Genomic DNA, 11362 nt, shown 5'->3' on the forward strand with positions numbered 1-11362 from the left:
ACCGCCTTAACGCTGAGCTTCCAAGGCCTCACAGAACGTATCGCTATTCGCGAAAAGCAGCAAGGTCTGCAGGCTGGGATAGCGCAGAGGTGTCGCTTAACGTGGGCACCGGCAGAGCACGACGGACACTCAGGAGGCAGCGTGAGCGGCAGCGGATGGACCAGCACGTCGATGCCGTACCTGACCCCTCGCGCCGACGGGGAACCCGACGCCTGGACCGCCGAGGCCGAGGCGGCGGGCCGTCGCGGCGCGCAGCGCATCCTGCACGCCGGTGAGGCCGGCGCCCCGGCCGAGGTCGCCCGAATGCTCGACCTCGCGACCGGGGAGACCGCCGTCGTCCGCCGCCGGATCATCGAACTCGACGGCGAGCCAACCGAATTGACCGACACCTATTACCCTGCCGGCATCGCCGCAGGCACCCCTCTGGCCGGCACGGCAAAGATCCGGGGCGGCGCGGTGACCCTGCTGGCCGGGCTGGGACACATCGGCGTACGGGCCGTCGAGAACGTGACGGCCCGGATGCCGGGCGCCGAGGAGCGGGAGCACCTGCGCCTCGGACCGGGCGAACCGGTCCTTCAACTCGCCCGGACCACCTACGACTCGGCGGGCCGGCCGATCCAGGCCGACGTGATGGTCATGCCTGCCGGACGCCAGCAGTTGCGGTACGAGATCGACATCGAGGTCGCATGACCCTGTCCAGCGCCGACGCCTCGGGACCCGACCCCCGGCCGCTCCACGCCCGCATCGCCGCCGATCTCCGTGACGAGATCATGAGCGGCGGCCTCCCTCCTGGATCGAAGCTGCCTTCCACCGCGCAGCTGAAGGCCCGCTTCGATGCCTCCAACGCCACGATCCAGAAGGCCGTCCAGCTCCTCAAGGACGAAGGGCTGGCCCTGGGTCGTGCGGGCTCGGCCGTGACCGTACGGGACACCCGCCAGCGGGCCGTTCGCCCGGCCGGATCCCTGACACCGGCCGTGGACGGGGCGGCGTACCCCTGGCTCGCCGAAGCATCGGAACCGGCCCGCGCGGCGCACAGCACCCTGCTGGCGGTGGAAGAGGTGCCCGTCGTCGGTGATGTCGCTGCCGCGCTCGGACTCCCTGAGGGCAGGCCGGCCGTGTGCAGGCGCCAGCTGATCACCATCGAAGACGAACCCGCCGAGCTGGTGAGCTCGTACTACCCGCCGGACCTCGCTCGCGGCACCGCTCTCGCGGATCCCCGCCGGATCCGGGGCGGCACTCCGACCCTGCTGACCGAGCTCGGCTTCCCGCCCCACCGCAGCGTGGACCGGCTCTCCGCCCGCGTCGCGACGCAGGAGCAGTACACAGCACTGCGGCTGCCCGGCGACCTCCCCGTCCTGCGGACCCTCCGTACGGTTTACAGCGCGGAGGGACAGCCGATCGAGGTCACCGTGATGGTGAAGGCAGGCCACCTGTACGAGCTCCAGTACGAGTTCACGCCCGAAGCCTGACCACCCCCGGAACGCCACAACGCCCGCCACCCCTGGTCGGGGACGTGGCGGGCGTTGTGTCGAGTGCCGTACTTCGTTGTACGGACCGTATGAGGGGTCCCGGCGAGCCGGGGGTACCGCAGAGACCTCAGCCGCCACTCCGACGGCCGGAGGCCGGCGCAGCCGGGCGAAGCCCGGGAGGCCGCCTGCGGCCGAGCGGTGCGAGCGCGGCGTCGAGAATCAGACGGTGATCGAGCGGTCCGTCGGCTTGACCGGGTACGGGAGGGCGCTGGTGCCGGTCAGGAAGCGGTCCACACCGCGGGCGGCCGAGCGGCCTTCCGCGATGGCCCAGACGATCAGCGACTGGCCGCGGCCGGCGTCGCCGGCGACGAAGACGCCGTCGACGTTGGTCGCGTAGGAGGCGTCGCGCTCGATGTTGCCGCGCGCGTCCATCGCCAGGCCGAACTGCGCCGTCAGGCCGTTCTCCTGGTCGGTGCCGGTGAAGCCCATCGCCAGGGTGACCAGCTGCGCGGGGAGGACGCGCTCGGTGCCGGGCTTCTGGACGAGCTTGCCGCCCTCGAAGGCGACCTCGACCAGGTGGAGGGCCTGGACGTTGCCGTCCTCGTCGCCCTCGAAGTGGGTGGTGGAGACGGAGTAGATCCGCTCGCCGCCCTCCTCGTGGGCCGAGGTGACCTTGTACAGCATGGGGAACGTCGGCCAGGGCTGGCCGGTGGGCCGGTCCTCCGACGGGCGGGGCATGATCTCCAGCTGCGTGACCGAGGCCGCGCCCTGGCGGTGGGCGGTGCCCACGCAGTCCGCGCCGGTGTCACCGCCGCCGATGACGACCACGTGCTTGCCCTCGGCCGTGATGGGGGGCGCCATGAAGTCGCCCTCCTGGACCTTGTTCGCGAGCGGGAGGTACTCCATCGCGAAGTGGATGCCCTTGAGCTCGCGACCCGGGACCGGCAGGTCGCGGGAGACGGTGGCGCCCGCCGCGATGACCACCGCGTCGAACCGCTTGCGCAGGTCGGTCGCGGTGATGTCGCGGCCGACCTCGACGCCGGTGCGGAACTTGGTGCCCTCCGCGCGCATCTGCTCGATGCGGCGGTTGATGTGCACCTTCTCCATCTTGAACTCGGGGATGCCGTAGCGCAGCAGGCCGCCGACGCGGTCGGCGCGCTCGTACACCACCACGGTGTGGCCGGCCCGGGTCAGCTGCTGGGCCGCGGCGAGACCCGCCGGGCCGGAGCCGATGACGGCGGCGGTCTTGCCGGACAGACGCTCGGGCGCCTGCGGGGTGACGTCGCCGTTGTCCCACGCCTTGTCGATGATCGAGACTTCGACGTTCTTGATCGTGACGGCCGGCTGGTTGATGCCGAGCACGCAGGCGGACTCGCACGGCGCCGGGCACAGCCGCCCGGTGAACTCCGGGAAGTTGTTCGTCGCGTGCAGGCGCTCGGAGGCGGCGGTCCAGTCCTCGCGGTACGCGAAGTCGTTCCACTCCGGGATCAGGTTCCCGAGCGGGCAGCCGTTGTGGCAGAACGGGATGCCGCAGTCCATGCAGCGGCCGGCCTGCTTGCTGATGATCGGGAGCAGCGAGCCCGGAACGTAGACCTCGTTCCAGTCCTTCAGCCTCTCGGCCACCGGACGGGTGCAGGCGGTCTCGCGGGGGGTGGTGAGGAAGCCCTTCGGGTCAGCCATTGGTCGCCGCCTCCATCATCTTCTCCGTGGTCTCGGACTCGGAGAGTCCGGCGAGCTCAGCGGCGTCCTTGGCGGCGAGCACTGCCTTGTACGTGGTCGGAATGATCTTGCTGAAGCGGGCCGCCGAGGCGGTCCAGTCAGCCAGGAGCTTCGCGGCCACGGTCGAGCCGGTCTCCTCCTCGTGGCGGCGCACCACATCGTGCAGCCACTGGGAGTCTGTGTCGGACAGAGCTTCGAGCGCGCCCGTGTTGCCGACGTTGACGTTGGCCGGGTCCAGGTCGATGACGTACGCGACGCCGCCCGACATGCCGGCCGCGAAGTTGCGGCCCGTCTCGCCGAGGACGACCGCGGTGCCGCCGGTCATGTACTCGCAGCCGTGGTCGCCCACGCCTTCCGAGACGACCAGGGCGCCGGAGTTGCGGACGCAGAAGCGCTCGCCGGTGCGGCCGCGCAGGAACAGCTCGCCGCCGGTGGCGCCGTAGCCGATCGTGTTGCCCGCGATGGTCGAGTACTCGGCCAGGTGGTCGGCGCCCCGGTCGGGACGGACCACGACGCGGCCGCCGGAGAGGCCCTTGCCGACGTAGTCGTTGGCGTCGCCCTCCAGGCGCAGGGTCACGCCCTTCGGCAGGAAGGCGCCGAAGGACTGGCCGGCGGAGCCGGTGAAGGTCAGGTCGATGGTGTTGTCGGGCAGGCCCGCACCGCCGAACTTCTTCGTGACCTCGTGGCCGAGCATGGTGCCGACCGTGCGGTTGATGTTGCGGATCGCGACCTGGGCGCGGACCGGCAGCGCGGTCTCGGCCGAGTCGGCGTTCAGCGCGTCCGCGGCGAGGCGGATGAGCTCGTTGTCGAGCGCCTTCTCCAGGCCGTGGTCCTGCTCGATCAGGGCGTGGCGGACCGCGCCCTCGGGCAGCTCCGGCACGTAGAAGAGCGGCTCCAGGTCGAGACCCTGCGCCTTCCAGTGCGTGACGGCCTTGCTGGTGTCGAGGAGCTCGGCGTGGCCGACGGCCTCCTCGATCGTGCGGAAGCCCAGCTCGGCGAGGAGCTCGCGCACCTCCTCCGCGATGAACTCGAAGAAGTTGACGACGAACTCGGGCTTGCCGGAGAACCGGTCGCGCAGGACCGGGTTCTGGGTGGCGATGCCGACCGGGCAGGTGTCCAGGTGGCAGACGCGCATCATGACGCAGCCGGAGACGACGAGCGGCGCGGTCGCGAAACCGAACTCCTCGGCGCCGAGCAGCGCGGCGATGATGACGTCGCGGCCGGTCTTGAGCTGGCCGTCCGTCTGGACCACGATGCGGTCGCGCAGCCCGTTGAGCAGCAGGGTCTGCTGGGTCTCGGCGAGGCCGAGCTCCCAGGGACCGCCCGCGTGCTTCAGCGAGGTGAGCGGGGAGGCGCCCGTACCGCCGTCGTGGCCGGAGATGAGGACGACGTCCGCGTGGGCCTTGGAGACACCGGCCGCGACCGTACCCACGCCGACCTCGGAGACCAGCTTCACGTGGATGCGGGCGACCGGGTTGGCGTTCTTGAGGTCGTGGATCAGCTGAGCCAGGTCCTCGATGGAGTAGATGTCGTGGTGCGGCGGCGGGGAGATCAGGCCGACGCCCGGGGTGGAGTGCCGGGTCTTGGCGACCCACGGGTAGACCTTGTGGCCGGGCAGCTGGCCGCCCTCGCCGGGCTTGGCGCCCTGCGCCATCTTGATCTGGATATCGTCCGCGTTGACCAGGTACTCGCTCGTCACACCGAAGCGGCCGGAGGCGACCTGCTTGATGGAGGAGCGGCGCGCCGGGTCGTACAGGCGGTCCGGGTCCTCGCCGCCCTCACCGGTGTTGGACTTGGCGCCCAACTGGTTCATGGCGATGGCGAGGGTCTCGTGCGCCTCCTTGGAGATGGAGCCGTACGACATGGCGCCGGTGGAGAAGCGCTTGACGATGTCGGCGACCGACTCGACCTCGTCGATGGAGATCGACGGGCGGGCTCCTGACTCGTCGGTCTTGAACCCGAAAAGGCCGCGGAGCGTCATCAGGCGCTCGGACTGCTCGTTCACCCGGTCGGTGTACTGCTTGAAGATGTCGTACCGGCGGTTGCGCGTGGCGTGCTGCAGGCGGAAGACCGTGTCCGGGTCGAACAGGTGCGGCTCGCCCTCGCGGCGCCACTGGTACTCGCCGCCGATCTCCAGCGCGCGGTGCGTGGCTGCGATGCCGGAGGCCGGGTACGCCTTGGTGTGGCGCGCGGCCACCTCCTTGGCGATGACGTCCAGACCGGCGCCGCCGATCTTGGTGGCGGTGCCCTGGAAGTACGCCTGGACGAACTCCTCGTTCAGGCCGACGGCCTCGAACACCTGGGCGCCGCGGTAGGAGGCGACGGTGGAGATGCCCATCTTGGACATGACCTTCAGGACGCCCTTGCCGAGCGCGTAGATCAGGTTCTTGATGGCCTGCTCCGGCTCCAGGCCGGAGAGGAAGGTACCGGCGCGCAGGAGGTCCTCGACGGACTCCATGGCGAGGTACGGGTTGACCGCGGCCGCGCCGTAGCCGATGAGCAGCGCGACGTGGTGGACCTCGCGGACGTCGCCGGCCTCGACCAGCAGGCCCACCTGGGTGCGCTGCTTGGTGGCGATGAGGTGGTGGTGCACGGCGGAGGTGAGCAGCAGCGACGGGATCGGCGCGTGCTCGGCGTCGGAGTGGCGGTCCGAGAGGACGATCAGGTGCGCGCCGTTCTCGATGGCCGCGTCGACCTCCCCGCGGATCTCCTCGAGGCGGGCCGCCAGCGCGTCGCCGCCGCCCGAGACCCGGTACAGGCCCGAGAGGGTGGCGGCCTTCATGCCCGGCATGTCGCCGTCGGCGTTGACGTGTATCAGCTTGGCGAGCTCGTCGTTGTCGATCACCGGGAACGGCAGCGTGACGCTGCGGCAGGACGCGGCGGTCGGCTCGAGCAGGTTGCCCTGCGGGCCGAGCGAGGACAGCAGCGAGGTGACGAGCTCCTCGCGGATGGCGTCCAGCGGCGGGTTGGTGACCTGCGCGAAGAGCTGGGTGAAGTAGTCGAAGAGCAGCCGGGGGCGCTCGGACAGGGCCGCGATCGGGGAGTCCGTGCCCATGGAGCCGAGTGGCTCGCCGGCGGTGCGGGCCATCGGCGCGAGGATGATCCGGAGCTCTTCCTCGGTGTAGCCGAAGGTCTGCTGGCGGCGGGTGACCGATGCGTGGGTGTGCACGATGTGCTCACGCTCGGGCAGGTCCGTCAGCTCGATCTCGCCCGTCTCCAGCCATTCGGCGTACGGGTGCTCGGCGGCCAGCGAGTCCTTGATCTCGTCGTCTTCGATGATCCGCTTCTGGGCGGTGTCGACGAGGAACATCTTGCCGGGCTGCAGGCGGCCCTTGCGGACGACCTTGGCCGGGTCGATGTCCAGGACGCCGACCTCGGAGGAGAGCACGACGAAGTCGTCGTCGGTGACCCAGTAGCGGCCGGGGCGCAGGCCGTTGCGGTCGAGGACCGCGCCGACCTGGGTGCCGTCGGTGAAGGTGACGCAGGCGGGGCCGTCCCACGGCTCCATCTGCGTGGAGTGGTACTTGTAGAACGCGCGGCGGGCCGGCGACATGGAGGTGTGGTTCTCCCACGCCTCCGGGATCATCATCAGCACGCTGTGCGGCAGCGACCGGCCGCCGAGGTGGAGCAGCTCCAGGACCTCGTCGAAGGAGGCGGAGTCGGAGGCGTCCGGGGTGCAGATCGGGAAGATCCGCTCGAGCGCGCCCTCGCCGAAGAGGCCGGAGGCCAGCTGGGACTCGCGGGCCTTCATCCAGTTCCGGTTGCCCTTGACCGTGTTGATCTCGCCGTTGTGCGCGACGAAGCGGTACGGGTGGGCGAGCGGCCAGGACGGGAAGGTGTTCGTCGAGAACCGGGAGTGGACCAGGGCGATCGCCGAGGCGAAGCGGCGGTCGGAGAGGTCCGGGAAGAAGGGCTCGAGCTGGCCGGTGGTCAGCATGCCCTTGTAGACGATGGTGCGCGCGGAGAGCGACGGGAAGTAGACCCCGGCCTCGCGCTCGGCGCGCTTGCGCAGCACGAAGGCCTTGCGGTCCAGCTCGATGCCGCTCGTCCCGTTGCTGACGAACAGCTGCGAGAAGGCCGGCATGGTGGCGCGGGCGCCGTTGCCGAGCAGGTCCGGGGTGACCGGGACCTCGCGCCAGCCGAGGACCGTGAGGTTCTCCTCGGCGGCGATGGCCTCGATCTGCTCCACGGCGACGGCCTGTGCGGTGCCGTCGGCGGGGAGGAAGGCGATGCCGACGGCGTACGCGCCGGCCTCGGGAAGGTCGAACCCGGCCACGTCGCGCAGGAACGCGTCCGGGACCTGGGAGAGGATGCCGGCGCCGTCGCCCGAGTCGGGCTCGGAGCCGGTGGCGCCTCGGTGCTCGAGGTTCCGCAATACGGTCAGCGCCTGCTCGACCAGCGTGTGGCCGGCCTCGCCGGTGAGGTTGGCCACAAAGCCGACGCCGCAGGCGTCGTGCTCGTTGCGCGGGTCGTACATGCCCTGCTGGGCGGGGCGACCGTCCATGGGCGACCAGGCGTTGTTGCTGAGGCCGGTCGCGGAGTGCGTGGATGCGGAACGCATCGGCTCTCCCGTCGTCGTCGTGGCATATGTGCATAGCCGAGGGACGACGTTGGCCCTCTGCGAAATTTCGTGCAGATTACATGATGACGACAATCCCGAGAAGCGGATATGTCATTCCAGCATGCGGACACTGCCCGGACAGACAAGAGGGGACTTTCGCGGGTGTCCTGCGATCGGGACACGGGACGAAGGTCCCGGTGCGGGGCGGGCCTCATTGCCCGGCGCCCAAGGTCTGATGCCCGACGGACACGCGATCGAAACCGCCGGGTAACTGGCTACTTATGTTGCCTACTGCATAGTGTCTCACTCCCTGCCCGGTCAGCCTACGGCTCCGCCGATCCAGGTTCCCAGGATGTACGTCACACCCGCGGCCGCGCCACCCAGGACGAGCTGGCGCATCCCGCTGTACCACCAGGACCGGGCCGTGACCCGGGAGACGACCGCACCGCAGGCGAAGAGCCCCAGCAGCGCCAGCAGGACCGCCGGCCACAGGGTGGCCGCGCCGAGCAGGTAGGGCAGCAGCGGGACGAGCGCGCCGAGCGCGAACGACCCGAAGGAGGACACGGCGGCGACCATCGGCGACGGCAGGTCGTCCGGGTCGATCCCCAGCTCCTCGCGGGCGTGGATCTCCAGCGCCTGCTCCGGGTCGCGGGACATCTGCATGGCCACCTCGCGGGCCAGCGCGGGCTCGACGCCGCGCGACACGTAGAGCTCGGCCAGCTCCTCCATCTCGTCGACGGGGTGCTTGCGCAGCTGCTGGCGCTCTATCTCCAGCTCCGCGAGCACGAGCTCGCGCTGCGAGGCGACGGAGGTGTACTCGCCGGCGGCCATCGAGAAGGCGCCGGCCGCGAGACCGGCCAGGCCGGTGACCGCGATGACGTGCGGGGCGACGGCCCCGCCGGCCACGCCGGTCATCAGGGCGAGGTTGGAGACGAGCCCGTCCATCGCGCCGAAGACCGCCGGGCGCAGCCATCCACCGTTCACGTCGCGGTGAGTGTGGTTGTCGCGGTGGGCGGTGTGAAGCGGTGCTTGGATGTCAATGATGGACATGCGGACTATCTCCCCTTTTGTACGAGTGGGCGCACAGAGCTACGCCACGCTCGACGCGCAGGCACCCACTCCCCCTGAACACCTCGAAACTACGCACGATTTTTGCCGCCCGCCAGCAAGGAAGGCCGTACTTACCTGGGGTTTTGCGGGTCGGCGACCGGGTGACGGCGACACGGGCGGGGTGTTTCGCGACGAGCGACAAACCACATGCCATGGCACAAATCCCCCAAGGGCTCAATATGAGTCCCATCAAGTGGAGAGGCGCGCCATGGAGCTGATTGCATGCAATCCGCAGGTCCTCCTCGAACGGGCCCGGGGCGCTCTTCTCGGACTCGCGGTGGGTGACGCGCTGGGCGCTCCCGCGGAGAACATGAAGCCGTCGGAGATCCGGGCCAAATGGGGCCGGATCGAGGGCTTCGTCTCGGACGACCCGGCGGGCACGGACGACACGGAATACGCGATCTTCTCGGGCCTGCTGCTGGCCCGCCACGGATCGGCGCTCACCGTCGCGCACGTCGAACGCGCGTGGCACCACTGGATCGCGGACCTGGACGAGGGCCCGTTCCGCGGCGCGGGCTTCAGCGAGCGCGGCACCCTCGAGAACCTCCGCCGGGGCCTGGCCGCCCCCATCTCGGCCCAGCACCGCCACGCCTGGTCGGACGGCCTCGCCATGCGCGCGGCCCCGTTCGGCGTCTTCGCGGCGGGCCGGCCGGCGGAGGCCGCGCGGCTGGTCGCCATCGACGGCTGCGTCAGCCACGACGGCGAGGGCATCTACGGCGGCCAGGCCGTCGCGGCGGGCGTCGCGGCGGCGATGGCCGGGGGCTCCCCGGCCTCGGTCGTCTCGGCCGCCCTGTCGGTCATCCCGTCGGACTCCTGGACGGCGCGCTCCCTGCGCCGGGCGGTCACGGCCGCGCCGCGCGGCGAACGGGCCGTGCGCTCGGCGGTGGTGATCGGCGGCTATCCGTGGACGGACCTGGCCCCGGAGGCGGTGGGCCTGGCGTTCGGCGCGTTCGCCGCGTGCGCGGGCGACTTCTCCGGCTCGGTCCTGATGGCCGTCAACATGGGCCGGGACGCGGACACCACGGCGGCGGTGGCGGGCGCCCTCGCCGGAGCCATGTCCGGCGCCCCCGCCATCCCGGCCGCTTGGTCCTCGGCGATCGGCCCGGTCCGCGGGAGCTGCCTCCCGTCGATGCGCGGCTACCACGTCCTGGACATCGCGGACCTCCTCACCCCGGAAGCCGAGACCCCCCGATGACCCTGACCCCGGGACTTAGAAAGGGGTAGACGTGGGAAGGGTATAAGGGGTATAAGGGACAGGCGCGGCGGTCGGGCGGGTGAGCAGGGCAGGGGTCATCGCCTGAGGTCCTTCCGGGAATCCGGGTCCGGTGCCGCTGTGCGGGGGCACCTCGGAGCCCGTGAACGGGTACGGCCCGCCGAACGGCAGGGCCGATGCCCGAGGCGCGGGGCGGTCTGGCCCGTCGCGCGTCGGGGAGCCGGCTGTCAGACGACAGCGGTCCCGAGAGGTGGACCCCGTGAGGTGAGGGCGTCGGCGAGCAGGAGGTTGCGCAGGGGCCGGGCCCGGTGGTCCCGGCGGCAGCGGACGCGCGGCCGGTGCGCGGGCGCGGGGAGGCGGAAGAACAGCCGCAGCGGTACGAGGATCCGGGCGGCGAAGGCACGCAGGACGCGGAAGGCGCCCCGTTCCCCGTAGGCGAGCCAGAGGCCGCAGACGAGGGCGGCGAGGAGGTGGGCGGCGAGCATGCCGAGCGGCGACATGGAGAGCATGTCGTGCCCGCCCGCCATCGGCATCGGCGTCGGCATGGACGTGTACATCGACATCGACATCGGTGCCGGTGACGGCACGGGCACCGTCATGGAGGCCGCGCCGTCGGTCAGCGCGTGCACGGAGTGCATGGCGTGCTGGGCGTGGCCGCCCGCGCCGCCGCCCGTGCCCGGAGCGGGCGGGCGCGGCGGGAGCACGGGCGGGGAGCAGAGCAGGTACTGGACCCACCGCCCGACCAGCCCGCCCGCCGAGTCCGGGGCCGCGGGCGACCCCGGAGTGCCCGACGCGCCCACGGCACCGGCCGCCGACGGGACGACCGCGAGGCGGCCCGCGAAGCGGTCCGCGACCGCCTGGGCCAGCGAGAACCCGCCGTGCAGCGCGGCCTGGACGGCGACGGTCGCCGAGATGACCGCCGGCAGCCCGCGCTCGCGTCCCGCGAGGATCCAGCCGGCCGCGGCGGTGACGGCGAACGCCGCCGCCATCGCCCGCCGGGGGACGGCCGTCCCCGACATGAGCACGTGCCCGAGGGAGGAGAGCAGCACGCAGGTGGCCGCGAACATCGCAGCCCGTACCGCGCGGCAACACCGACCCGGAGTCATGGCGCAGTCATCGTTGCACCGACCCCGGGGCGGCGACAGGGTGCATCAGGATTTCTCATGCACCGCTCTAGCCGGGATGTGTCACACACCACAACCGCCCCCGGGAACTGGGGTGTTCGCCCGTCCGACTCCTGCTGCGGACCGGAGATCCGGCAGCGGGAACGGAGCGCGCGGTGGGGGAACG

At 71.3% G+C, this 11362-nt stretch carries 7 protein-coding genes; 3 read left to right on the forward strand and 4 right to left on the reverse strand.

Going from position 1 to position 11362, the window contains the following annotated elements; genetic code table 11:
- Nucleotides 1-141 precede the first annotated feature (141 nt).
- Complete coding sequence (locus tag DRB89_RS06385) at nt 142-690, forward strand: UTRA domain-containing protein (protein ID WP_112451821.1); 549 nt, start codon at nt 142-144, stop codon at nt 688-690.
- The gene (locus DRB89_RS06390; RefSeq protein ID WP_112451822.1) at nt 687-1469 is read left to right on the forward strand and encodes a GntR family transcriptional regulator; all 783 of its coding nucleotides are present in this window, start codon (nt 687-689) and stop codon (nt 1467-1469) included. Before DRB89_RS06385 ends, DRB89_RS06390 begins: the two co-directional genes overlap by 4 nt.
- A 219-nt stretch (nt 1470-1688) precedes the next feature.
- Here the strand turns inward: DRB89_RS06390 and DRB89_RS06395 are convergent, their stop codons facing one another.
- The 3 genes from DRB89_RS06395 to DRB89_RS06405 form a co-directional block, all read right to left on the reverse strand.
- Nucleotides 1689-3149 carry a glutamate synthase subunit beta gene (locus DRB89_RS06395; RefSeq protein ID WP_112451823.1) on the reverse strand — a complete coding sequence of 487 codons (1461 nt, stop codon included), beginning with the start codon at nt 3147-3149 and terminating at the stop codon, nt 1689-1691.
- Nucleotides 3142-7692 (reverse strand): glutamate synthase large subunit, encoded by a 4551-nt coding sequence (gene gltB, locus DRB89_RS06400; RefSeq protein ID WP_204358093.1) that lies wholly within the window; start codon nt 7690-7692, stop codon nt 3142-3144. The genes DRB89_RS06395 and gltB overlap by 8 nt, the downstream gene beginning before the upstream one ends.
- A gap of 375 nt (nt 7693-8067) precedes the next feature.
- A complete protein-coding gene (locus DRB89_RS06405; RefSeq protein WP_112451825.1) occupies nt 8068-8799 on the reverse strand; it encodes a VIT1/CCC1 transporter family protein in 732 nt (243 codons plus the stop codon).
- A 268-nt stretch (nt 8800-9067) separates the two neighbouring features.
- Here DRB89_RS06405 and DRB89_RS06410 point away from each other — a divergent pair, with 268 nt between their 5' ends.
- On the forward strand, nt 9068-10054 hold the full coding sequence (locus DRB89_RS06410; protein WP_112451826.1) for an ADP-ribosylglycohydrolase family protein: 987 nt from the start codon (nt 9068-9070) through the stop codon (nt 10052-10054).
- Nucleotides 10055-10299: 245 nt separating this feature from the next.
- Here DRB89_RS06410 and DRB89_RS06415 read toward each other — a convergent pair whose 3' ends face one another.
- Nucleotides 10300-11139, reverse strand: coding sequence for a hypothetical protein (locus DRB89_RS06415; RefSeq protein WP_112447422.1), 840 nt, complete (start codon nt 11137-11139; stop codon nt 10300-10302).
- Between the last annotated feature and the right edge of the window lie 223 nt (nt 11140-11362).

This window comes from Streptomyces sp. ICC4 (assembly GCF_003287915.1).
GTDB lineage: Bacteria > Actinomycetota > Actinomycetes > Streptomycetales > Streptomycetaceae > Streptomyces > Streptomyces tritrimontium.

Bases quoted from the DNA above. Each gene is read 5' to 3' on its own strand.
- gltB (WP_204358093.1), bottom strand. From the start codon at position 7,692: ATGGACGGTCGCCCCGCCCAGCAGGGCATGTACGACCCGCGCAACGAG.
- DRB89_RS06390 (WP_112451822.1), top strand. From the start codon at position 687: ATGACCCTGTCCAGCGCCGACGCCTCGGGACCCGACCCCCGGCCGCTC.
- DRB89_RS06410 (WP_112451826.1), top strand. From the start codon at position 9,068: ATGGAGCTGATTGCATGCAATCCGCAGGTCCTCCTCGAACGGGCCCGG.
- DRB89_RS06395 (WP_112451823.1), bottom strand. From the start codon at position 3,149: ATGGCTGACCCGAAGGGCTTCCTCACCACCCCCCGCGAGACCGCCTGC.
- DRB89_RS06405 (WP_112451825.1), bottom strand. From the start codon at position 8,799: ATGTCCATCATTGACATCCAAGCACCGCTTCACACCGCCCACCGCGAC.
- DRB89_RS06415 (WP_112447422.1), bottom strand. From the start codon at position 11,139: ATGTTCGCGGCCACCTGCGTGCTGCTCTCCTCCCTCGGGCACGTGCTC.